The organism is Bacillus sp. NPDC094077 (assembly GCF_050279465.1).
In the GTDB taxonomy this organism is placed as follows: Bacteria; Bacillota; Bacilli; order Bacillales; family Bacillaceae_G; genus Bacillus_A.
Genome location: NZ_JBNNUF010000007.1, coordinates 156,400 through 180,092, shown reverse-complemented (window position 1 = coordinate 180,092; position 23,693 = coordinate 156,400). Strand labels below are relative to the sequence as shown.

General features: G+C 35.9%; 26 protein-coding genes and 2 pseudogenes. 23 read left to right on the top strand and 5 right to left on the bottom strand.

All coding sequences use genetic code 11. The features are described 5' to 3' along the window. The first annotated feature begins 178 nt into the window (after nt 1-178). The 3 genes and pseudogenes from ACQKNR_RS18245 to ACQKNR_RS18235 all read left to right on the top strand — a co-directional run bounded on the left by ACQKNR_RS18245 (nt 179) and on the right by ACQKNR_RS18235 (nt 1,424). Nucleotides 179-460, top strand: coding sequence for a YkvA family protein (locus ACQKNR_RS18245; protein ID WP_427319354.1), 282 nt, complete (start codon nt 179-181; stop codon nt 458-460). Between the two features lie 11 nt (nt 461-471). Then, nucleotides 472-1,077 carry a DedA family protein gene (locus ACQKNR_RS18240; RefSeq protein WP_427319352.1) on the top strand — a complete coding sequence of 202 codons (606 nt, stop codon included), beginning with the start codon at nt 472-474 and terminating at the stop codon, nt 1,075-1,077. Between the two features lie 105 nt (nt 1,078-1,182). Then, nucleotides 1,183-1,424, top strand: a pseudogene (locus tag ACQKNR_RS18235) (S-Ena type endospore appendage). Nucleotides 1,425-1,484: 60 nt separating this feature from the next. On the opposite strand, the pseudogene ACQKNR_RS18230 reads toward ACQKNR_RS18235, so the two are convergent. Then, a pseudogene (locus tag ACQKNR_RS18230) lies at nt 1,485-1,873 on the bottom strand (S-Ena type endospore appendage). 307 nt (nt 1,874-2,180) lie between these two features. On the opposite strand from ACQKNR_RS18230, the gene ACQKNR_RS18225 reads away from it, so the two are divergent. Together ACQKNR_RS18225 and ACQKNR_RS18220 are read left to right on the top strand one after the other, a co-directional pair. Further along, a complete protein-coding gene (locus ACQKNR_RS18225; RefSeq protein ID WP_427319350.1) occupies nt 2,181-4,643 on the top strand; it encodes a LamG-like jellyroll fold domain-containing protein in 2,463 nt (820 codons plus the stop codon). Between the two features lie 80 nt (nt 4,644-4,723). Further along, the gene (locus ACQKNR_RS18220; RefSeq protein ID WP_000435802.1) at nt 4,724-4,927 is read left to right on the top strand and encodes a hypothetical protein; all 204 of its coding nucleotides are present in this window, start codon (nt 4,724-4,726) and stop codon (nt 4,925-4,927) included. A gap of 278 nt (nt 4,928-5,205) precedes the next feature. Here the strand turns inward: ACQKNR_RS18220 and ACQKNR_RS18215 are convergent, their stop codons facing one another. After that, nucleotides 5,206-6,609 (bottom strand): amino acid permease, encoded by a 1,404-nt coding sequence (locus ACQKNR_RS18215; protein WP_427319348.1) that lies wholly within the window; start codon nt 6,607-6,609, stop codon nt 5,206-5,208. 408 nt (nt 6,610-7,017) lie between these two features. Between ACQKNR_RS18215 and ACQKNR_RS18210 the strand changes: the two genes are divergently transcribed. From ACQKNR_RS18210 to ACQKNR_RS18170, 9 genes are all read left to right on the top strand, one after another. Continuing rightward, nucleotides 7,018-8,145 carry a cation:proton antiporter gene (locus ACQKNR_RS18210; protein ID WP_427319346.1) on the top strand — a complete coding sequence of 376 codons (1,128 nt, stop codon included), beginning with the start codon at nt 7,018-7,020 and terminating at the stop codon, nt 8,143-8,145. A gap of 124 nt (nt 8,146-8,269) precedes the next feature. Then, the gene (locus ACQKNR_RS18205) at nt 8,270-8,587 is read left to right on the top strand and encodes an outer surface protein (protein ID WP_427319344.1); all 318 of its coding nucleotides are present in this window, start codon (nt 8,270-8,272) and stop codon (nt 8,585-8,587) included. 30 nt (nt 8,588-8,617) lie between these two features. Then, on the top strand, nt 8,618-9,481 hold the full coding sequence (locus ACQKNR_RS18200) for a MurR/RpiR family transcriptional regulator (protein ID WP_427319342.1): 864 nt from the start codon (nt 8,618-8,620) through the stop codon (nt 9,479-9,481). 308 nt (nt 9,482-9,789) lie between these two features. After that, entirely contained in the window at nt 9,790-10,674 is an 885-nt protein-coding gene (murQ, locus tag ACQKNR_RS18195) for an N-acetylmuramic acid 6-phosphate etherase (RefSeq protein WP_427319340.1), read from the top strand. A 23-nt stretch (nt 10,675-10,697) separates the two neighbouring features. Next, nucleotides 10,698-12,062: a PTS transporter subunit EIIC gene (locus ACQKNR_RS18190; protein WP_427319338.1), complete on the top strand. Its 1,365-nt coding sequence runs from the start codon at nt 10,698-10,700 to the stop codon at nt 12,060-12,062. Between the two features lie 48 nt (nt 12,063-12,110). Continuing rightward, nucleotides 12,111-13,184 (top strand): DUF871 domain-containing protein, encoded by a 1,074-nt coding sequence (locus tag ACQKNR_RS18185; protein ID WP_427319336.1) that lies wholly within the window; start codon nt 12,111-12,113, stop codon nt 13,182-13,184. Between the two features lie 153 nt (nt 13,185-13,337). Continuing rightward, nucleotides 13,338-13,742: a DoxX family protein gene (locus ACQKNR_RS18180; protein ID WP_427319334.1), complete on the top strand. Its 405-nt coding sequence runs from the start codon at nt 13,338-13,340 to the stop codon at nt 13,740-13,742. Nucleotides 13,743-13,898: 156 nt separating this feature from the next. After that, nucleotides 13,899-14,300, top strand: a complete 402-nt coding sequence (locus tag ACQKNR_RS18175) for a nuclear transport factor 2 family protein (protein ID WP_427319332.1) — start codon at nt 13,899-13,901, stop codon at nt 14,298-14,300. Next, on the top strand, nt 14,300-14,785 hold the full coding sequence (locus ACQKNR_RS18170; RefSeq protein ID WP_427319330.1) for a PRK06770 family protein: 486 nt from the start codon (nt 14,300-14,302) through the stop codon (nt 14,783-14,785). The genes ACQKNR_RS18175 and ACQKNR_RS18170 overlap by 1 nt, the downstream gene beginning before the upstream one ends. A 33-nt stretch (nt 14,786-14,818) precedes the next feature. Here ACQKNR_RS18170 and ACQKNR_RS18165 read toward each other — a convergent pair whose 3' ends face one another. Further along, the gene (locus tag ACQKNR_RS18165; RefSeq protein ID WP_427319328.1) at nt 14,819-15,730 is read right to left on the bottom strand and encodes a DMT family transporter; all 912 of its coding nucleotides are present in this window, start codon (nt 15,728-15,730) and stop codon (nt 14,819-14,821) included. Nucleotides 15,731-15,935: 205 nt separating this feature from the next. Here ACQKNR_RS18165 and ACQKNR_RS18160 point away from each other — a divergent pair, with 205 nt between their 5' ends. Then, complete coding sequence (locus ACQKNR_RS18160; RefSeq protein ID WP_427319326.1) at nt 15,936-16,430, top strand: Lrp/AsnC family transcriptional regulator; 495 nt, start codon at nt 15,936-15,938, stop codon at nt 16,428-16,430. A 294-nt stretch (nt 16,431-16,724) separates the two neighbouring features. After that, nucleotides 16,725-17,180 (top strand): N-acetyltransferase, encoded by a 456-nt coding sequence (locus ACQKNR_RS18155; protein ID WP_427319324.1) that lies wholly within the window; start codon nt 16,725-16,727, stop codon nt 17,178-17,180. A 78-nt stretch (nt 17,181-17,258) separates the two neighbouring features. Here the strand turns inward: ACQKNR_RS18155 and ACQKNR_RS18150 are convergent, their stop codons facing one another. Next, nucleotides 17,259-18,029 (bottom strand): SDR family NAD(P)-dependent oxidoreductase, encoded by a 771-nt coding sequence (locus ACQKNR_RS18150; protein ID WP_427319322.1) that lies wholly within the window; start codon nt 18,027-18,029, stop codon nt 17,259-17,261. A 140-nt stretch (nt 18,030-18,169) separates the two neighbouring features. Between ACQKNR_RS18150 and ACQKNR_RS18145 the strand changes: the two genes are divergently transcribed. From ACQKNR_RS18145 to ACQKNR_RS18125, 5 genes are all read left to right on the top strand, one after another. Continuing rightward, nucleotides 18,170-18,529: a MerR family transcriptional regulator gene (locus ACQKNR_RS18145; protein WP_427319320.1), complete on the top strand. Its 360-nt coding sequence runs from the start codon at nt 18,170-18,172 to the stop codon at nt 18,527-18,529. A gap of 570 nt (nt 18,530-19,099) precedes the next feature. Beyond that, a complete protein-coding gene (locus tag ACQKNR_RS18140) occupies nt 19,100-19,456 on the top strand; it encodes a DMT family transporter (RefSeq protein WP_427319318.1) in 357 nt (118 codons plus the stop codon). 2 nt (nt 19,457-19,458) lie between these two features. Beyond that, a complete protein-coding gene (locus ACQKNR_RS18135; protein ID WP_000539702.1) occupies nt 19,459-19,773 on the top strand; it encodes a DMT family transporter in 315 nt (104 codons plus the stop codon). Between the two features lie 138 nt (nt 19,774-19,911). Further along, nucleotides 19,912-20,490: a TetR family transcriptional regulator gene (locus ACQKNR_RS18130; protein WP_427319315.1), complete on the top strand. Its 579-nt coding sequence runs from the start codon at nt 19,912-19,914 to the stop codon at nt 20,488-20,490. A gap of 271 nt (nt 20,491-20,761) precedes the next feature. After that, complete coding sequence (locus tag ACQKNR_RS18125; protein ID WP_427319313.1) at nt 20,762-21,964, top strand: MFS transporter; 1,203 nt, start codon at nt 20,762-20,764, stop codon at nt 21,962-21,964. 97 nt (nt 21,965-22,061) lie between these two features. Here ACQKNR_RS18125 and ACQKNR_RS18120 read toward each other — a convergent pair whose 3' ends face one another. Continuing rightward, nucleotides 22,062-22,400 carry a winged helix-turn-helix transcriptional regulator gene (locus ACQKNR_RS18120; protein ID WP_404455494.1) on the bottom strand — a complete coding sequence of 113 codons (339 nt, stop codon included), beginning with the start codon at nt 22,398-22,400 and terminating at the stop codon, nt 22,062-22,064. 166 nt (nt 22,401-22,566) lie between these two features. Here ACQKNR_RS18120 and ACQKNR_RS18115 point away from each other — a divergent pair, with 166 nt between their 5' ends. Then, entirely contained in the window at nt 22,567-23,106 is a 540-nt protein-coding gene (locus ACQKNR_RS18115; RefSeq protein ID WP_427319311.1) for an ester cyclase, read from the top strand. Nucleotides 23,107-23,129: 23 nt separating this feature from the next. Then, nucleotides 23,130-23,678, top strand: coding sequence for an NAD(P)H-dependent oxidoreductase (locus ACQKNR_RS18110; RefSeq protein WP_427319309.1), 549 nt, complete (start codon nt 23,130-23,132; stop codon nt 23,676-23,678). Nucleotides 23,679-23,693 lie beyond the last annotated feature (15 nt).

Here is a 23,693-nt window from a genome sequence, read left to right as displayed (position 1 = left end):
AGGGGAGTAACTTATTACAGTAAAGTCGTCATTACAGGGAGAAACCCTCGGCTTTATTGGCAACGTTTCGTTGTTAGTGAGACCTTTACCAGCAATGGTAAAGGCCCCTTTCTGTCTTTTTAGGACCCTTACCATATTTGGTAGGGTCCTTTTTGTATACAAAGAGAGGAGATAGAAAATGAAAAAATTTATAAGTAGATTAAGAGTTGTATTTCACGTTCGTCGATTTGTTCCATTCTTATTTGACTTTTTTACTTCAAAAGAGGTTTCCATAAAGAAGAAAATTTTATCTATTGCTTTTTTAGTTGGTTATGTTGCGATGCCGCTCGATTTAATTCCAGACTTCTTACCGTTTATCGGTATTTTAGATGATATTGGAATTGTTTTATTCATTTTGAACCGAATTGTAAAGATGGCACCAGTACAATTACAAGAAAAGCATAATGTGAATGTAGGATAGGAGTTAAAAGTATGGAGCAAATTATTTTAGATATAATCGAGTATTTAAAGCAGTTTTCTTATTTTGGAGTTGTGTTAGCTTTAACTTTTGAATTTATTCCAGCGGAGGTTGTTTTACCTCTCGTTGGGTATTGGGTGTACGAAGGGGATATGAACTTTTGGTTAGCGGTATTAGCTGGAACAATTGGAGGAACGACAGGGCCATTAACGTTATATGCACTCGGTTATTACGGAGGGCGTCCTCTATTAATAAAATACGGGAAATACTTCTTCATTAAAGAAGAACAAATTCAAAAAGCAGATGATTTCTTTGAGAGATATGGTCCAGTTGTAGCATTTGTTGGACGCTTCGTTCCGGGGGTTCGAACGCTTATTTCTGTACCGTGTGGTATGGCAAAAATGAACATATGGAAATTTAGTATATATACATTTGTAGCAATGTTCCCGTTAACGACTTTGTATATTTATTTTGGAATGAAGTTAGGCCCGCATTGGGAAAAAGCGGCGGATGTTGTTGGACAATATATGCTACCAATATTAGGAGGCGTGGTTATTGTTGTAGGTGGTATATTAATCTATAAATTTATGAAAAAAAGAAACAGAACGGAATCTATTTAGTGAAAAAGCAGCATCATTTTTTCTGAGTATAGATGAATAATACAGGCAAAGGACTCGGAGGGACATACACATATAGGGAATAAAAAAGAGAGAGGGGGAAATTCTATGTCTTGTGAGTGCTCAGGAGCAGCCTGAACTTGTTGTCCAGATAAAAATTATGTACAAGATAAAGTTTGTAGTCCGTGGTCAGGAACTGTAGTAGCGACTGCTATTACGAATGTGCTGTACAACCACAAAGAAGTGGTTCGTTGACAGTAAGATACTTTACTATAATGCAAATCGTTACAACAGGAATGGGGACAAGCCAAGGACAATTATGTCTTACAGTACGTTACCCAATTTCATAAGGAAAAGCATACAATGGTATGCTTTTTTGTATAGTTTGTAAGTTAAGGTAGTGAAGAATTTTATAAGCAAAATGAAAATTGACAACAATATTTTCCTTCTATATATTGAGTGGGGTTATTTGGAATATTAATAATTAGATTGTAATAATTGACCTGTATATGACATTGTGTTGCCAGGATAGACGGTGAAAGTATTTGTCACCTGGCCAATAATTTGAACGGTAATCCCTCCAGTACTACTAGTGCTATTATATATAGAAATGGTACTCGAGATTTTGAGTACACCATCTCCTTCCCATAAAATTAATGTAGAGCCTTCAGAAGGTGGAGGAATTTCTTTTGTTATAAAAAAATTACCAGCAAACTCATCTATGACTAATTCACAAGTTGGTGGGATTCGACGGATCGTAGGGAGGGCAGATGATAGATAAAGGGGCATAGCAGCCGATATTTTTTTACAAGCCATTCATAGAGCCTCCCTTCCTAGTGTTTCTTTATTACTATTAAATGTTAGAGGACGATAGTTGTGTTAATAAAGGACAAAAATTTTTAAGTAAGTTTGTTTAATAGGCCTACATCGCATAAAAATCTATTAGACAATATGTGGTTGTTTCATATTAATGTGGGATTTTATATAAAATTGACTGTATATTTACAAAAGTGAAATAAATTTTGTTTTTAATTTAAACGCAGTTAATATGCGTTCAGTACAATAACCATTGTAATTAATTAATTCATTATATGAGGAGGATTCACGTGGAAAGAACTGCTTTACGAAAAGTAAAAGGCCTTATTGGATTATTAATGGTTTTTGTATTAGCGTTTGTATCATTTCCGTGGAGTACATCAGTCAAAGCGGAAGAGAAGAAACAAGAAAAGGCACCGAGTGAGAAGAAGTTAGTTTTTCCAGTTGTAAGTGATGTACATATTAAAAATAGTGGAACAGATGATACGTTTCGCTGGAAAAGAGCGATTGAACAGTTTAATACGCTAGCGCCAAAGCAAGATGCATTTGTTATTGTAGGAGATTTCACAGATTCCGGATCTGTACAACAGTATGACCGTTTCATGCAAGTGTATAATGAGAATGCAAATAAAGATGCGGTACGAATGAATGCTCTTGGTAACCATGATTATTGGAATGGATTATCTATAGAAGGAGCACAAAAGCGATTTTTAGAAAAAACAGGGATGGAATCTATTTATTATCATAAGGTAGTCAAAGGCTATCATTTCATTGTGATGTCTCCGGAAGATGGAACGACTCATGGATACTATTCAGACAAGCAAATTAATTGGTTAAAAGCAGAGATGGAAAAGGCACAAAAAGATGATCCGGAAAACCCGATTTTCGTATTTTTACATCAACATATTAAAGATACAGTGTACGGTAGCCAAGAGTGGGGAACGAAAGATAGTGCGAAAATTAATGCAGTATTAAAAGAATACCCACAAGCTATTACGTTTTCAGGTCATTCGCATTATCCGTTAGATGATCCAAGATCGATTCATCAAAAAGACTTTACATCAGTTGGTACATCTTCAGTAAGTTATATGGAAGTTGAAGGTGGTAAGGTACAAGGGAATATTCCTCCTGGTGCTAGCACACTTAGTCAAGGTTTATTAGTAGAAGTAGACGATAAAGAAGTAACAATTAATCGACGCGATTTCCATACGAATTCTTGGACAGGCGAGCCTTGGAAAATCCAGTTGCCGTCAAAGAAAGAAACTTTTACACATGTAGAAGACCGTGATAAAGAAAAGCCATCTTTTGCAAAAGATGCGAAGTTATCAGTATCAAATGTAACAGAAAATGCAGCAACAGTAACGTTCCCGCAAGCACTGGACAACCTTCTTGTTCACTCTTATCGTGTACAAGCTAGAGATAAGCAAACCGGGGAAATAAAAAATAAATTGTTAGCATTCTCAGAGTTTTATCGTGACCCAGTTCCGAAAGAGCTGACATTTACACTGGCAGGATTAGATGGCGGGAAAACATATACGCTTGAAGTAGTTGCGATTGATTCGTTTGGCAATGAAAGTGTACAGCCATTAACGGCAGAAATTACTACGAAAAAAGATAATATTGATCCGAATGTGCAAGTACCAAAGGCAGACGTTTTTGATGTGAATTTCTTAGATGGTACATTTAAAGATAACTCACCGTTTGGAGCGAAAGGTGATGTGAAAGGGAATGTATCGATTGCATATGATAAGTCTCTAAAAACAAATGTAATGAAATTGAATGGACAAGCTAATACATTTGGATACCTTCCATTTTCAGCAGCACAAAAAGAAAAAGTAGCCAATTCATTTACGTTAGAAACTGTATTTTCAATGAATGAAATTCGTGGACAAGGCATTTTGCAAAATACAGAGAGCGGCGGTATTGGGTTTGAATCTACAGGAAGTGGATATGTTGAATTATGGGCTCATATTGGTGGTAGTTATAAGCGTGTTGGAGTTCAGTTAGAGGCAAATAAAACGTATCACTTAACAGGAACTTATAACGGAAGTGAAGTAGCCATTTACGTAGATGGTAAAAAGGTAAATAGTCAGCCAGCTCAAGGAAAAGTATATCATTCAAATGTACCATTTGCATTTGGTGCTGACCCTGATAGCAATGGAAATGGTGGTATTCCGTTACATGGTCAAATTGCGCTTGCAAAATTATATAGTAAAGCATTAAGTTCTTCAGAAGTATTAGCAGCGTACAATGAGTTTTCTAATCGTACGAAGTTAGAGCAAGTAAACGCATTATATGAAGAGCTTGGAAAAGTAAAAGAAATGTTAGCTGGTACGTATGAATTTGGTGACAAGCCAGGTCAATATTCAAAAGAAGCATTTCAGGAACTAGAGAAAAGCTATAACACTGCAAAGCAAGCGTTTGAAAATGTAGGAAGTACTGGGGAACAGATTGTTCAAACGTATAACGAATTAAAAACAGCTAATATCACATTCGTACAATCAAAAGTTGCAGAAGAACAACCGAAAACACCGAAAGAAAAATTACAAGGGAATATTGAATCTGCCAAAGCTGTCGTAAAGAAAGCACAAGCTGCAAATGTAACAGACGGTTCAGTGAAATCATTACAGCAAAAAATTACAGTTGCAGAAGCTGTATTAAAAGATGTGAAAGTAAAAGATGAACAGGTAGAAACGATGAATCGTACGATAGAATATGCGATTTCACTCGTTGAAAAAAGCATGAACAAATAAAATGAAAGAAAAAGAAGCTTATCATGATAGGCTTCTTTTTTGTTATACTAAAAATAGCATAGAAAAAGGGAGCGAATAATTTGGAACAGAAAAAGCTAAAAAGAATTCTTGAATATGTATGGATCGCGGTTGTGCTCCTTGTAGGATATTATTTATTAAAAGATAAAAGTATTTGGGTTCTATTTTTAATGACATTTTTATTAGCAGGATTAGGAACGTTATTTATTAACTTTTTCTTTGATAGTGTGAATGCATGGAAGAAGAAAAAGAAGGGGACGAAGTAAGGGGATAAGTATGCAAAGGCTGAAGCCTATGTGGGCATCGGCATATTCTTCATTTTACAATCGTTAACGAAAAAACATAATAAAGTGAAACTTTAATCAGTGGGGGTTTTGTTCACTCCCCACTGATTATCATCCCTCACCAATCGGGCGTTTACGGGCAGTTTGATCCCCCGCTAACTTCTTTGCTCCAGCCAAATTTTGAGTTGGGAGTCTTACTGACCGCAAATAGCGGGATAAAACAAGAAGATAGCTCGCCGTTTCATCGGCGAGCTATTTTGTTATGCTTCTTTCTTCTCATCATTTGTTTTTTCAGTAGCTAAATGGCTATGCTTTCTAGAGTAGAAGAAATAGACGCACAAGCCGACTATAATCCAAACTGCAAAGCTGATCCATGTCGTTTTAGACAAATTGATCATTAAATATAAGCAACAAAGAATAGCAACAATTGGTAATACAGGTACGAAAGGTGTACGGAACCCGCGTTTTAAATCAGGATGTGTTTTTCGTAAAATAAGGACAGCGCAGCAAACGAACGTGAATGCAGTTAACGTACCGATATTTACTAAGTTAGCTAGTAAATGTAAGTCTAAAAGTCCTGCTAATAAAGCGGAAACAACGCCAGTAATCCATGTATTTAATAAAGGGATTTTTACTCTTTTGTTTACGCGTGCTAGCGCTTTTGGAAGTAAACCATCGCGGCTCATCGCATACGAAACACGAACTTGTCCATACATAACGACTAAAAGAACGGTTGTCATTCCTGTCATTGCCCCAACAGCCAGTAACCCTGCAATTGTATCTTCACCGACGAAATGCAGTGCAAATGCAACTGGATCAGAAACGTCTAATTGTGTGTAAGGAACCATACCTGTTAAAACGAAAGATACGACCATGTATAAAACAGTACAAATAAGAAGGGAGCCAATAATTCCAATTGGTAAATCGCGTTGTGGTTTTTTCGTTTCTTCTGCAGCGGTTGCGATTGCATCAAAACCTAAAAAGGCGAAGAATACAGTGGCAGCTCCAGTAATAATACCGTCGTATCCGAATGGAATGAACGGCGTCCAATTTTCAGGCTTTACATATTTTGCGCCTGCTACGATAAAGGCGATAATAACAGCTAACTTTATAAGAACCATAATATTATTAATGCGTGCGCTTTCGCGTATACCAAAACTTAAAAGGCCAGTAATGAGTAGTAAAATACAAACAGCTGGTAAATCGATGAGACCACCTTTTCCTACACCGGGGGCCGAGGCGATTATGGCGGGAAGGTGCATGTTAAACCCTTGTAGTAAAGATTGTAAATAACCAGACCACCCAACAGCTACAGCTGCAACGGCAAGTAAATATTCGAGCATTAAACACCATCCGACGATGAAGGCGACGACTTCTCCGACTGTCATGTATGCGTAAGTATACACACTTCCTGAGACAGGTATAGAAGAAGCAAATTCAGCATAACAAAAGGCTACACAAGCACAAGTAAAAGCCGCAATGAGGAATGATAGCATAATTCCAGGACCAGAATGTTTTGCTGCTACAATACCTGTTAATACAAAAATGCCTGTCCCAATTACGGCACCGATTCCTAAAAAAGTTAAATCAAGTGCGGTTAATGTTCTTTGCAACTGCCGTGGTGATTCAGTACTAAGTGCTTTTTTTCGTAGTAATGACTTCACTTTGGATTCTCCCCCCGTTTTTTTATTACCACAACTGCGAATATAGTATGAGCCCATTGGAAAGGAGAATGTAAGTAAATAGAGGTGCAGTTAGGGTATGAAGTTTTTTGAAATTTCTGGATTAATTTTATTATAATTCAGAATATTTTGTCAAATAAAAAATATGACAAATAAAATGCTAATTGATAGGGGAAACTATGTGCAGAAATGGATGCGGGTTAATAATTAGCTTTGGATGAAGAAAATCCACTGATTAAAGTTTTACTTTATCCCGCATTAACGGGCAGTAAGACTCCCACCTCAAAACTCGGCTGGAGTAAAGAAGTTAGGTGGGAGATCAACTGCCCGTAAAAGCCCGATTGGTGAGGGCTGATTAAAGTTTCACTTTATAAAGTAGGAGAAGATGTTATGTTATTTTATTTTGAACTTGTCGTCATTTTACTTTGTACGAAATTAGCTGGTGACATTAGTGTAAGACTTGGGCAGCCTTCTGTACTCGGTAAATTAATTGTTGGTATTATCATCGGTCCCGCAGTGCTAGGAATTATTAATAGTTCTGAACTGATTGATGAATTGAGTGAGATTGGTGTTTTGTTACTTATGTTTATGGCGGGACTCGAAACAGATTTAGAAGAATTAAATAGGAATTTAAAATCATCATTTGCAGTAGCGGCTGGTGGAATTATTTTTCCTTTCATCGGTGGATATGTAACGGGATTGCTGTTTGGATTCATACAATCCCATGCGATTTTCTTAGGATTATTACTTTGCGCGACATCGGTTAGTATTACGGTGCAAACGTTGCGTGATTTAGGGAAGATGAATACGAGAGAAAGTACAACGATTTTAGGTGCTGCCGTATTTGATGATGTTATAGTCGTTATTTTATTAGCATTTGTTATGAGCTTTTTAGGAACACAAGATGTGAATATAACACTTGTTATCGTAAAGAAACTTATTTTCTTTGTAAGTATTGTTTTTATCGCATGGAAAGTTGTACCGTGGATTATGAAAATGCTTGTCCCACTTCGTGTATCGGAAGCATTAATTAGTGCAGCTCTTATTATTTGCTTCTCTTTTTCTTATTATAGTGAAATGATGGGAATTGCAGGTATTATTGGAGCATTTGCAGCCGGAATTGCAATTTCTCAAACAGAGTATAAGCATGAAGTAGAACATAAAATTGAACCGATTGCTTATGCGATATTTGTACCGGTGTTCTTCGTAAGTATCGGAATGGAAATTACATTTCAAGGTATCGGAAGCCAGCTTTGGTTCATTATCATTATGACGCTCATTGCAATATTCACAAAGTTAATCGGATCAGGTTTAGGAGCAAGATTAACAGGGTTCAATTTACAATCTTCTATTAGTATTGGAGCAGGGATGGTGTCGCGCGGAGAAGTAGCGCTTATTATCGCAGCAAATGGACTTACGGCGAATTTATTAGCGAAAGAAAATTTTACAGCGATTGTTATTGTTGTTATATTGACGACGATTATCACACCGCCACTTTTAAAGAAGTATTTTGTATAGAGGGAAAGAGCTTATCTGACGTAGATAGGCTCTTTTTTTATTACAAAATGCAACGGTCATGTAGCATGGAGGGTTTGTAATTATGGTAAAATCTATGTATGTGATATGACAAGGAGAGGGATGTGTGAAGATTACGAAGGGGGAAGTTATAGGTGTAGTTATACTCCTTTTATTGTGTATACCATTTATTATAGGGAAAGAATCAAAAGTGAAAGATTTTCCTGTTTCTATTTTCTCTTCCTATGTGGAAGGTGATAATCCGAAAGAATATAAGTACACTGCTTTTGTACCTGGCTTTGCAATTTGGATAAATGGATGGGAAAAACAGAGATCTGAAGGTGAAATAACTGCATATACAAAAGGGAATCGAACTGTAATTGTTCACCATCCGCCTGGTAATGATGGCTATTACCTTCATGAAGAAGGAGAATATGCGAAATAAAAAGTAGCCGCGAGAAGTGGAGGTTAAATAGTGAAAGCTTCAACATTACTATTTAAAATTGAAAATAATATGGATCAATTTTCACCAGCTGAGAAGAAGGTTGCCATGTACATAATGGAGAATGCAGAGATTGTTCCGAATTTAACGACGAAAGAAGTGTCAACTAATGCAGGCGCAAGTGAGGCGAGTGTTGTTCGCTTTTGTAAATCGATTGGGATAGGGAGCTTTAAAGCATTTAAGATAGCGCTCGTTCGTGAATTAACGATTGCGGATTATAATATTAACGATTTTTCAGTGATGAATACGGAAGATGGACCGTACGATTTGTTTAATAAAGTTACTTATGTGAATAAGGCTGCAATTGAGGCGAGCGTTACTGCGATAGATAAGAAGGAACTTGAGAAAGCTGCAGATAGTATTGTAAATGCGGGCAAGATCATATTTTACGGCGTAGGTGGATCAGCGACACCGGCGATGGACGGCGCTTATAAATTTACTCGGCTCGGATTTACTGCGATGATGCTATCTGATTTTCATATGATGTTGCCGCTTGTGACGAATTTAAAAGAAGGCGATGTGTTTGTCGCTATTTCTACTTCAGGAAGAACGAAAGATGTTCTTGAAATGGCGCAATATGCGAAGAGACAGGGTGCAACGGTTATTGGAATTACGAAGCTTGATCAATCATCACCTTTATATAAAGAGGCAGACATTCGCCTTTGTATGCCGGATGTAGAGCAAGATCATCGCATTGCGAGTATTGCGTCACGGATGACACAACTGAATATGATTGATGCTTTATATGTGATTACATTCAACCGAATTGGTAATAAAGTATTGGATCAATTTATGGAGACGAGAGAAGAAGCAGTCCGGTTACGGAAATTAAAGTAGAAGAAAAGATGGGGAGACTCATCTTTTTTATTATATTTGACACAAATATGTCATGTGATGAAATTTTATTTCATAAAATAAGAAAGAGTTATTGATTTTTAGTTTCTTAAAGTTATAATAAAAGTGTGAAATAAAGTGAAACTTTAATCAGTGAGGATTTTTCCCATCACCACTGATTATTAGCCAACACCAATCGAGCGTTTACGGGCAGTTAATCTCCCACATAACTGCTTTGGTTCTGCATTATTTGGAGGAGGGAGTTTTACGGTCCGCAAATAGCGGGATAAAATTTCAAAGAAGGTGACAACATGTTAGAAAATTTATCGACAGAACATCGCAATGAGAAAACGATGAATTTAGATGAGATGAGCATAAAAGAAGTGTTACAAAGTATGAATCAAGAAGATCGAACAGTTGCGTTAGCAGTTGAAAAAGAGATAGAACAAATTGAAAAAGTTGTCCAGACTGTGATTAAGTCTTTTGAAGAAGAGGGCCGATTAATTTACATTGGGGCTGGTACGAGTGGCCGTTTAGGCATTTTAGATGCAGTGGAATGCCCGCCGACATTCGGTACAGATGACAAAATGGTGCAAGGATTTATAGCAGGTGGATTGAAAGCGTTTACTAAGGCGGTGGAAGGTGCCGAAGATCGTGAAGAGTTAGCAGAAGAAGATTTAAAAAGCATTGGGTTAAACGAGAAAGATACGGTGATTGGAATTGCTGCAAGTGGTAGAACCCCTTACGTAATTGGCGGATTGAAATACGCTAAAAGCGTAGGAGCGAGTACAGCGAGTATTTCTTGTAATAAAAATGCTGAAATAAGTAAATATGCAAAACTAAATGTGGAAGTGGAGACAGGAGCAGAAATATTAACAGGCTCAACGCGTTTAAAGGCTGGTACGGCGCAAAAATTAGTGCTCAATATGATTTCCACAGCCTCGATGATTGGTGTAGGGAAAGTATATAAAAACTTAATGGTAGATGTGCAATCTACAAATGAAAAGTTAGTAGAACGCTCAAAACGAATTATTGTGGAAGCAACAGGCGCTAGTTATGAAGTGGCTACAGAGTATTACGAAAAAGCAGATCGAAATGTGAAAGCTGCAATTGTTATGGTATTACTACAGTGTGAGTATGGGGAAGCACTAGAAAAACTAAAAGAAGCGAAAGGATTTGTGAAGAAGGCACTATAAACTCTGGGGAGGGGGATTCTGTTATGAAGAAAGAAGTGAGAATGGCAAGTGAGATTACGGAGCAACTTGGGGGAGTGAAAAATATTCGTGGCATTGCTCATTGTATGACGAGGTTACGATTAACGCTTCATGATGAAAGTAAAGTGAACATGGACCTTCTGAAAAAAGTTGAAGGCGTTATGGGTGTCATTGAAGATGAAACACTTCAAGTTGTCGTTGGTCCAGGAACGGTAAATAAAGTAGCAGCTGAAATGGAAGTTTTAACAGGATTACGAATTGGAGAGGTTGCAGATCATCACCTTGAGGATATCGGTCAAGAGATAAAGTCAGAGATTAAGAAGAAAAACAATACGCCAGTGAAAAACTTTTTAAGAAAAATAGGAAGTATTTTCATTCCGTTAATTCCTGGTCTTGTTGCTTCAGGAATTATAAACGGAGTCGCTAACTTTGCGAAAAATGCAGGTGCGGATCCGAATGCAACATGGCTACAAATGTTACTACTCATTGGCGGCGGTATCTTTACGTTCCTAGGCATTTTAGTTGGTTGGAATACAGCGAAAGAATTTGGCGGAACACCGGTTCTTGGTGCGATTGCTGGTATTTTAATTTTCAATCCGGCGATGGCAAATGTGAAATTATTTGGTGAAGCAATGGTACCTGGACGGGGCGGTTTGTTTGCAGTTATTTTTGCAGCGTGGCTTATGGTTGTAGTTGAGAGACGAGTACGAAAAGTAGTGCCAAATGCAGTGGATATTATCGTAACACCGCTTATTACTGTATTAGTTGTAAGTATAGTAACGATGTTAGCGATTCAGCCAGTAGCCGGATTCTTATCTGATGGTATTACGAGCGGTATTAATGCAATTTTAAATGTTGGCGGAGCATTTGCCGGAGCTGTGCTTGCTGGAACATTTTTACCTCTCGTTATGGTCGGGTTACACCACGGTTTAACACCGATTCATATGGAATTTATTAATCAAACACATGTAACGCCTTTATTACCAGTTTTAGCAATGGCAGGTGCTGGGCAAGTAGGAGCAGCAATTGCGATTTATGTAAAAACAAAAAACAAACGACTTCGCAATATTATTAAAGGTGGATTACCAGTTGGATTTTTAGGAATTGGTGAACCGTTATTATACGGGGTTACATTACCACTGGGGAAACCGTTTATTACTGCTTGTTTAGGAGCGGCTGTCGGCGGAGCATTCCAAGCAATTATGAAAACGGCTTCACTCGGGATTGGTGTATCAGGATTATCTTTAATCCCATTAATTGCTGATAATAAATATTTACTATATTTCTTAGGTTTAGTAATTGCATATACTTTCGGATTTATCTTTACGTACTTCTTCGGATTTAAAGAAGAAATGGCAGAAAACATATAGAGAAAGGGATTCCTTTCTCTTTTTCTATGAATAGAAAGGGAGATTCATATGATTGGAGTTTCAATTTATCTTTCAAAAGAGCGAGTAGAGAAACAAGAAGAGTGGCTAAAAGTAGCGAAGGAAAACGGGTTTTCATCTATTTTTACATCACTTCATATACCAGAAGATGATCCGGGTACGTATAAAGAATTAATTCAAATATTAGGGAAACAAACTCTCAAATATGAAATGGAATTAATGGTTGATGTCTCTCCGAAATCGTTACATCATTTAGGAATAACTTATGAAAATGTGGAAGAGTTATTGGGTTTTGGCATTACTGGTTTACGAATGGATTATGGCATTACGCCAAAAGAAATTGCGCGCGTATCTCATAAGGTGAAAGTGGCTTTAAATGCGAGTACGATTACAGATTCGTTTTGGAAAGAGTTAGTTGCTGAAAACATTAGAGTAGAGCATGTAGAAGCATGGCATAATTTTTACCCGCGTCCTGAAACAGGACTAGCTACATCATTTTTGAAAAAACAAAATAAGTATTTACACGAGCGCGGAATAAAAACGATGGCATTTATTTCAGGTGATGATGAAAAACGTGGTCCGTTATATGAAGGTTTACCGACGTTAGAAAAACACCGCAATATGCGTCCGCTTGAAGCATATTTAGAACTTGTTCAAGAGTGTGATGTCGATAAAGTATTAATCGGAGATATAAGTGCGAGTTTAGAAAGTGTACAAGAAATAGCGAGTGCGAGTAGAGGGATTATTCCGTTACGCTATCAATCGTTTATAACTGATAGTGCAGCATTAAAAGCGGTAGAGCAAGTGCATACAAATAGGTTAGATCCGGCCCGTGATGTGATTCGCTCTGTAGAATCAAGGGAAAGCAATAAAGTTATGTTACAGCAGATGAATACAATTTCAAGAAAGAAAGGTAGCATTACAATTGATAATGAATTGTACGGTAGATATGCTGGGGAGATGCAAATTGTTATAAATGATTTGCCTAAAGATGAGAAAGTGAATGTTGTTGGAATGGTTGTAGAAGAAGACGTATCTTTATTGTCTTATGTTAGCGCTGGAAAAATGTTTCAACTTTTTCTGTGCGATAGAGTAAAAGCTTGAATTAGCGCTATTTTGTAAAAGATATTATTCGTAAAACGGATAATGTCTTTTTGTTTTCTTTAAAAAAAGTATTTGACGAATAAAAAGAAATGCCGTATTGTTTTGACTTGTAAATAAAAGTTCACCATAACAAAACAAAAAGGAGAGTTCAAAATGAATCAATACATTGGTAATTTAATTATTCGTTTCGTGTTAGGAGTGACGTTTTTTGCACATGGTTTAGCGAAATTTCAATCAGGAATCGATAATGTAGCAGGATGGTTTACAAGCATTGGTTTACCAGGTGGTCTTGCGTATGGCGTGGCAACTGTAGAATTAGTTGGTGGTATATTATTAATTATCGGTTTAGGTGTACGATATGTAGGGTTGTTATTCGCTCTTATTTTAGCTGGAGCTATCGTAAAGGTAAATGGAGCAGCAGGTTTATTAGGAGATGGAAAGAATCCAGGATATGAATTAGATCTTGCATTATTATCAATGGGTGCGTATTTATTCGTTGTAAAAGCAGAAGGATATGTAGATCGTTTCTTAAAAGAGAAAGTAATGAAAACGAATTAAATTTCATTTATTAATTGTTGACTTAAAGAGTTATTGTAACTATAATAGTTACAATAACTAAATTAAGAATAAAATAATTTAAATATTTTTTTACACAAGATGTAACTGATTTAGTTACATCTTGTGTAAAGAATAAATAAACCGGGAGGAAGTAACATGTCTAAATCAAATTTAGAAATTATTCGAAGTACATATGAAGGATCAGCTTCTTCGAATGCCAAACATTTAGCTGAAGCCTTCTCTGAAAAAGTGGAATGGACAGAGGCAGTAGGGTTCCCATACGGCGGAACTTATATAGGTGTAGAAGCAATAATGGAAAATGTATTTAGCCGATTAGGAACAGAATGGAATGATTATAAAGCGAGTGTAAATATGTACCATGAAGTAAATGGAAAAGATGTAATTATTGCTGAAGGTGTTTATTCAGGAGTTTATAAAGAAACGGGCAAATCATTTGAAGCAGATTTCGTTCATGTATGGCAACTTGAGAACGGAAAAATTGTGAAGTTTAAGCAGTATGTAGATAGTCATATTGTTAGGGAAGCGATGATGGATTAATGTTTTTTAAATGGCTCGTAGGTATATGTATTACAGTAGTAATAATTATCGCTTCTATAGTTGGAGGAAAGCAGCTACTTGCATATGTAGAAAAAGAAAGTAAAAATATTCAAATCCAACAAGCGACAAGTCAGAAAGAGAAGAAGGCTGCAGAAGAAACTTCACAAACTAGTGAAGGTGAAATTATTTCTACTATGCACAAAATGGTACACCAGAAGGTAAAATCCTCTGAGAAATGGGGATTTGTAGAAATGACAACAAAAGAAATTTATAGTATAAAGAAAGGTATTGAAAATAGTACAGGTTTTCAATATAAAACGAGGTTACTTTCTATTATAAATAGATGGGAAAAAGGAGATTTTTCTCAAACTGTTGAGGATCATAACTTTTTATGGAGTCTTCAAGGTGGAGATACTGGCAAAGCAACAGAACGTTTATCGCCAGAAGAGGAAAAGCAGTATATAAAAGAGATGAAGCGTAAATAAAAACATCGCCACTCAGATGACGATGTTTTTTCATTAAGAATGTTTTCGAATTAAAGCTTTAGTTGGTTGAACAGCAACTGTTTTGAAATGAGAAAATAAATAACATCCCGTCACGACGATAACTGTTCCGAGAATTTGTATCCATGTTAATTCTTCTCCGAGGAAAAGGAATGCTAAAATAGCTGTAAAAATCGGATTGAAGTTGAGAAAAATCCCCGATGTCGTAGCTCCTAATTTTTGTACGCCAATATTCCAAAACACCATACAAAGAACTGTGGAAATCAGTCCTGTATATAAAAGGGATGTAATGAAAGAAGTGTTTATATTAGAAACAGTGAAGCTACCTATGTTAAATGGCAGTAATAAAATAACGCCGAAAATACCAGAATATAGCGTCGCCATAAGTGGCGTAGTTGTTTTTGTTGCCCATTTACTACAAACAGAATATATTCCCCAAATACAAACTGCCGCAATCATCCATAAATCTCCGCTATTAAAATGTAGTGAAAATAAAAGTAAAAAATCACCTTTTAATAGGACGAGGATAACCCCGAAGAATGAAAGAATCATGGATAAAATTTGAAATGTATTTACTCTTTCTTTTAGAAATAATACCGAAAATAGTGCAATTGAAATTGCATTCAATGTAGAAATAAGACCTACATTCGTTGCGGATGTTTTTTCTAATGCTAAAAATTGAAAAATGTTAAAGAGAGCGACTCCTGAAATTCCCATCAGTATTAATGGAAGTATTGCAGCGCGTGGTGGAATGATTTTCTTTTCTTTAAACCACACCATCGGCAATAAGCAAACGATCGCAATGATCCATCTTAAACTTGTCAGTGTCATCGGTGATGCATGGTCGACGAGTGATTTCCCAACGACAAAATTTCCTCCCCATAATAAGCTCGTTAATAATAGTAAAAAGACGTAAAAATAAGGCATATTAAAATCCCCTTTGTTATAATCAATACGAATTGTAAATAATTTTAGCATTTTTCTTTATTGTGTAATATATTCTTTTGTATAATGGTTGAAAATCGATAAAATATTTCGTTTGATTTATGTTTTAAAGAATATTATTTAGTTTTGTGAGAGTTATGATATATTTTTTCGAATAATCATCGGTAAGAAAAAAGGGGGAATTATAATGGAGTCATCTGTTATTAAAGTGTTAGATGATTTGGATGTACAAATTTTAGATATATTGCAGAAAGAATCACAAGTAAGTAATGCAGAGCTGGCACGCCGTGTTAATTTATCTCCAGCTGCGATGCATGCACGTATAAAAAGGCTAGAGGGAGAAGGATTTATTGATAAGCAAGTAGCAATTTTAAATCAAGAAAAGCTCGGTTTTGATTTACTTTGCTTTATTTTTATGAGCACAAATATTCATCAATCGGATAAGCTTGAGGTGTTAGAAAGAGAATTAGAATCGATGCCGGAAGTGTTAGAATGTCACTGTTTAACAGGAGAATATGATTATTTATTAAAAGTGGCGAATCGTGATCGTAAGGAACTGGAGCAGTTTATTAGGAAGTTAAATAAGCTAGGTATTACACGTATACAGACAAGTTTAGCACTGCGTGAAATTAAATATTCGACTGTATTGCCAATACGAAATGAGGAATCAAGCATCGATTAAGTTGCTTGGTTTTTTGTTTGTGTAAAGTGAAACTTTAATCCGTGGGGGGGGGGTGTTCATCCCCCACGGATTATTAGCCCTCACCAATCGGGCGTTTACGGGCAGTTGATCTCCCACCTAACTTCTTTGCTTCAGCCGAATTTTGAGGTGAGGGTCTTACTGCCCGCAAATAGCGGGATAAAATTCAGAAAAGTGATTGACTGGGAGAAAAGAGAGATGTATTATTATATGAAATTATGAATTAAAATTCATTAAATGTTATAAATATTAATGCTGGGGGCAAGGGGATATAATATGAAAATTTTTAATGCGGTTACAAGTGATGTGAAAGAAATTTATAATCTCATTGAAATGTATGCAAAAGAAGGAGTTGTTTTGCCTCGGTCTATTTTGTCTCTCTATCAATATTTGCAATGTTTATATGTTATGAAAGAAGAAGGGGAAATTGTTGGAGTTGCTGGTTTACATGTGTTAGGAGAGGATCTTGCAGAAGTACGATCGTTAGTTGTTTCGCATAGATATGCAGGAAAAGGGATAGGGCGTAAGTTAGTGAATCATGTAATGAATGAGGCGGCAAAGATAAAAGTGAATAGGGTAATTTCTTTAACATATGAAACGGAATTTTTTCAAAAGTGCGGGTTTGATTTTGTGAATAAAGAAGCGTTGCCAGAGAAAGTGTGGATTGACTGTAGACATTGTCCAAAAGTCGATTATTGTGATGAAGTGGCGATGATACGGTATGTTGGGTGAAATTTTTAGAGAGAAAAAAGTCCCACTATTATTTAAGAAATAGTGGGCATCTATATTTTAGTCAGAAATGAGATATTGTTAAGAATTTGAATTCGTTTTTCTTACTGCAAAATTAAAAATGGGATTTTTAAGCTCATAGTTATAAGTAGAACCATCGACAAGCCCTACAACTTTATCGCTATCATAAAGGTCGAGCATAAATTGTGCCATTTGTTTTGCAGTGTGGAATTTTGGAACAACCGTATCGTATTGGAATTCATCAATATCAAATGAGCGTTTCGCGAACTCTGTTTCAGTTGCACCAGGAGCTAAAACTTTTGCTTTTAATTTTGCACCTTGTTCTTTCAGTTCGTGAGATAATCCTTCTGTAAATGCACTTACATAAAATTTCGTAGCGCAATACGTAACAGCGTTATCCACAATTGTGTATCCACCGCCCGATGAAACGTTAATAATCTGTGTTCCATCAACCATTGAATAATCTCGAACGAAAAGGGAAGAGAGTATTGTTAGGGCTTCTATATTTACATGCAACATCGTTTCTATTTTATTTAAATTTTGTTCGGCAATTGAAGCGAAATTACCAAAACCTGCGTTGTTAATCCACGTTTCAATTTGAAAAGCTTGTAGGCTTTCATAAAGTTTATAAACATTTTCAGTGACGGATAAATCAGTTCTTCGAATGACAACATCCAACTCCGGATGCATTTCGTTAATTTTTAATTTTAATCCGTCTAATTCTTCTTGTCTTCGAGCTACAAGTATTAAATTTTTTCCACGAGATGCAAAGGCTAAAGCTGATTCATAGCCAATTCCAGAACTAGCACCAGTAATAACAGTATATTTCATATAAAATCCCCCTAAGTTCAAATTAATTTATTATGGTTAGATTTTATTTGTTAGAGTATACTCTAAGTCAAATGTTTTTTATAAATTTGATAAAGCAGTTAAATATATGAGATTAAATGGCATGCGGAGGGAGTATGAGTATGTATACAATTAGTGAGGTAGCTAAATTATTAGGAGTGAGCACACATACATTACGTTATTATGAAAAAGAGAACATATTAATTGCAAACCGCGGTACAAATGGAAATCGACTGTATGAAGAATCACATATAAAGTGGTTGCAGTTTGTAATGAAATTAAAACAAACGCAAATGCCGATAGCGAAAATAAGAGAATACGCTAGATTATATACAGAAGGAGAACACACAACCCAAGCTCGGTTACAACTGTTAGAAGATCACAGGAAATCTATTCAAATACAAAGAGAAAACTTGGTAATTACAGAGAAGATGCTTGAAAATAAAATTATTGCATACAAGGATTCGTTGGAAAGCAAATAGATTAAAAAATACTCCGTTCCTTGTTACGTGATGAAAAATGAATTTGACCTATGAGTATTTCACCATAGTGTGCCGACAAATAAAAAAGAGCAGCTAGCAAAAGCTAACTGCTCCATTCAAGGGATCTCCAAGGGGGAATGGAGAAAATATTATGTTACTAGTATTATTGACAGATTATTGAGAAATATACAGGAAAAAATGAAATTTTTTCCTAAACGTATTTCGTTTCGTTTTTTATGATGCTGCTGTCCATATTCAGTATGAAAATTTACAGTTGACATATTGTGAATTGTTCACATACAATAGTAATGAATGACATTCAGTCATTTTAACTTTTGAAAGGGTGCTGATAAGATATTTTTGGATGCATACAAGAAGGTTAGGGAAGACGAGAATTCATTGATTAAGGATGTTAAAAGTACATCAAATAATTTTTGAATGTAGTTAGCTTTGTAAAGGAACAAATATAATGATAAATGAGGATGATAGTTGTTTTTATATAATAGTGATTAAAGAGTATATTTTTTTAAAACAAAAATGAATGATAGTCAGTCATAAGAGGTGGTAAGTATGAAAAATAAAGCTTGGTTATATGTGATATTAACATGTATCTTTGAAATTTTTTGGGTGTTTGGTTTTAATACAGCTCATACTTGGTGGCATTGGGTCATTATTGTAGGAGTTATCGCTGTTGATTTTCATTTTCTTTCTAAAGCGTGCGAACATATTGCAACAGGGACTGTATATGCTGTGTTTGCGGGAGCTGGTACGGTAGGTACTTTCCTAATGGATGTATTCCTTTTTGGCGGCAGTTTCAGTGTAGGGAAACTATTCTTTATCGTGATGGTTGTAGCTGGCGTTGTCGGCTTAAAATTGGCTGATAATAAAGAAGAAACTGTTGAAGAAGCTGTGAAAGGAGCTGCTTAAAAATGGGTTGGATTTTCGTATTTTGTGCTGCAATTAGTGAAATAGTGGGTGTGATAGGCCTTAAAATGTATAGTAAAGATAAGACGCTAGCAAATGGAGCGATTTATATAGGTGGATTTGCAACTTCCTTCGCATTCTTATACACATCTTTCTTGTTCTTACAAGTAAGTGTAGCTTATGCGGTTTGGATTGGTATTGGAACAGCAGGTGCCGTTTTATTAAATATGTTCCTGTTTGGTGAATCGAAAAGTAAGGCACGTTTGATTAGTGTAGCTCTTATCGTATGTGGAGTTACGGGATTAAAGGCTCTTTCATAAGAAATTGATATTAAAGTTGAATCTCCTAACGATTTGTTGGGAGATTTTTATTATGAAAAGTGCACTATAATTGACAGTATAGCTAGTTATTTTATAAAATGAGTGACAGTCATTCAATACGCGTGTGAAAGGGTTTAGATGATGAATAAAAAAGAGAAAATTGTCTATGCAGCTATTGAAGTGTTTCAGGAAAAGGGCGTTGAAAAAACGAAGATTTCTGATATCGTAAAATTGGCTGGCATTGCACAAGGAACTTTCTATTTATATTTTCCTTCTAAGTTATCTGTTATGCCTGCAATAGCAGAAGTGATGGTTGAGAAGATGATACTTGCAGTGAAAGAAAAAGTACAGAACGATGCACCTTTTTCAAGTAAAGTTGAGCAAGTAATAGATGCAGTATTTAACTTTATAGCTGAATATCGTGAAATACAAGCATTAATGTATGCAGGCCTTGCATCTACTGAACATATAAAAGAATGGGAAGCTGTATATGAGCCTCTTTATATGTGGCTAAGTGAATTTTTAAGTGAGGCAAAAGAAGCTGGTGAAATTCGTGATTCGGTTCACGCAGAGCGAACAGCGAAGTTATTTATCGCTCTTGTTGAATCAGCAGCGGAACAAGTTTATTTATATGATCATAAAGATGATGAGCAAGTCGAGCTACAAAAGGCAGAAGTACTAGATTTTTTAACACATGCACTACATATAAAGAAATAAAGTGCAACTTTAATCAGTAGGGAGATCCATCCTTCACTGATTATTAGCCCGCACCAATCGGGATAAAATAGTGAGATGAACCTATCTTAAAGAGGTAGGTTCATTTCTGTGAAAAAACTGAATGATAATCATTCATCTTGTACTTGTGCATGTGTGGAAGGATAGAGTGGAGACTATCTCCACTCATTATTAGCCCATGAATAACTGGGATAAAGAGAAAGTTTCTTGGGCATTATTTTCGAGAGGAACTTACGGGAAGAGGTGTTAAAAAGTGAAGAAACCGATAAAAGAACAAAAGATGGTATTAATCATTCTTTTGAGTAATATATTTATCGCTTTTTTAGGGATTGGATTAATCATTCCGGTTATGCCATCCTTTATGAATGATATGAATTTAACAGGGAAGACGATGGGCTATCTCGTTGCAGTATTTGCAATGGCTCAGCTTATTACTTCACCTATTACGGGGCGCTGGGTCGACCTTTATGGTAGGAAGAAAATGATTATCATTGGATTATTTATTTTTGGTGTTTCAGAGCTTCTTTTTGGATTAGGAAAAGATGTGTGGATGCTTTATGTAGCAAGGGTGTTAGGCGGAATTAGTGCTGCGTTTATTATGCCTGGCGTTACCGCATATGTTGCCGATATTACATCTATTCAGGAACGTCCAAAGGCGATGGGGTATCTATCTGCAGCAATTAGTACCGGATTTATTATAGGGCCTGGAATCGGCGGGTTTATTGCAGAATACGGAATACGTGTGCCGTTCTTTGTGGCAGCAGTGATTGCCTTTTTAGCATGTGTAATTTCCATCTTTATTTTAAAAGAGCCGTTAACGAAAGAAGAACTTGCAGAGATTTCTGCTAATACGAAAGAATCAAGTTTTCTTGGGGATTTAAAGAAATCATTACATCCAATGTATGCAATCGCATTTATTATTGTATTTGTACTTGCATTTGGATTATCAGCATATGAAACTGTGTTTAGCCTGTTTTCTGATCATAAATTTGGTTTTACACCGAAAGATATTGCGGCCATTATTACGATTAGCTCAATCTTTGGGGTAGTTGTGCAAGTATTTATGTTTGGCAAATTAGTAGACATGTTCGGTGAGAAAGTGTTAATTCAAATATGTTTAATTGTAGGAGCAGTGTTAGCATTCGTTTCAACTGTAGTCTTTAATTATTGGATTGTACTTCTCGTTACTTGCTTTATTTTCTTAGCATTTGATTTACTTCGTCCAGCTTTAACGACGTTTTTATCAAAAGCAGCTGGAAAAGAGCAAGGATTCGTTGCTGGTATGAACTCGACTTATACGAGTTTAGGAAATATCGCAGGACCAGCGATGGGCGGAATATTATTTGATATGAATATTCATTATCCATATGCATTTTCAGGAGTTGTTTTAATAGTTGGTCTCGGCATTACATTTATGTGGAGAGAGAAACAGCTAGCTCAAAGCTTAGCGAAGTAATGTAGTGAATTACGAAAAGCCCCTTACCATTGTTATGGTAAGGGGCTTTTCGTTTATTTTGCTATTTGCGTGGAGCCAGGTTGATTAAAGTTCCACTTTATAGACTTAATCCAAACCGTTTTAATTCAATAAATATCCCTTCTAATTGCTTTCCTTTATCCGTTAATGTGTATTCTACACGAGGCGGAACTTCTGGATATACTTTTCTCGTTATTATCCCTTGCGTTTCTAATTCTTTTAGTCGAAGTGATAATGTTTTTGGACTAATGCCGTCCATTGATTTTTGTAAATCACTAAAACGTAATGTCCCTTCGATAAGTAGGTCACGAATGATTAAAAACGTCCATTTTGTACTAATTACGTCAAGCGTTTTAGCGATAGGACATGGGATTCCTGGTAAACCTTTCGTTAATACAACCGGATCTATATTGTTCATGGAACTAGCCTCCATAAAAAAAATTTGAATGAATTTGCTTTATAGTATCACAAAACTATACTTTTGGTAACTATATGAAAAAAATATCACTACTTCCACAAGGGAAGTTAGTGCATATACAATAGCAATACGAAATACAAAGGGTTTGTATGAGGAGGTGATTTCCATGGGTATAAAAAAGTTGTTTGGGTTCCTTAGTTTTTTTGTCATTTGTATTGTGCTTGTCGCATGCAGTGGGGAACAAAAAACTGAGATCCAGTTATTAAAAGAAATGCCAAAGCCAAAAGCAATGACAATTGATCCTTCACTAAATAAAAAGGAAGCGACAGAAATCGTGCATGCAGCTCAGCGTTTTTATGCATTTTGGGATACAGGTAGAGAGGAGCTTATTCCACAGACTGTTACTGAAAGTTTTTTCGATAATACGTTGCCGAAAGGTCGTCCGCAAGGTACTGAAGGATTAAAGTTTGCAGCGCAAAATTTTCGTAAAGTTGTTCCTGATATACATTGTGAGATTGAAGATTTATTAGTTGTTGGAGATAAAGTAACAGCTCGTCTTTCTTTTACAGGAACTCATAATGATAAGAAAATCAATTTTTTTGCAATTGATATTTTGCATGTGAAAGACGGAAAGATAACGGAAGATTGGCATTTAGAAGATAATCTTACGCTGAAACAGCAATTAGGCTTAATAGCTGAAGAGTAGATCACATAGGGGAGAGAAAAGCGATGAAAAATATATTCATTATAAATGGACATGAAAAATACGGTACGAAAGAAGGGCGATTAAATAAAACGTTAGTTGATTATATGGTAACTGTATTAAGCGAGAATCATCATGTGAAAACAACAACGATTCAAGATGGATATAGTATTAAGGAAGAACAAGAGAAGTTTTTATGGGCCGATGTTGTGGTGTATCAAACACCAATTTATTGGTTTAGTGTACCAGGATTATTTAAAACGTATATGGATGAAGTGTATGAATATGGCTTGTTTTTTGAAGGTGCAAATGAATACGGAACAGGTGGTTTACTAAAAGAGAAGGAGTATATGTTTTCTACAACTTGGAATGCGCCTGAAAAATCATTTGGAGATAAGACGAAATTCTTTGAAGGAGACAGTTTAGAGTCAGCACTTAGTCATTTACACCGTGTGCAGAAGTTTCTCGGTATGAGTCCGTTAAAGAGCTTTGCTTGTTACGATGTGGTGAAAAATCCGGATATAGAGCAGTATTTATTAAACTTGAAGAAACATATGGATGAAGTAATTAAATAATAGTTTGCATCTGTA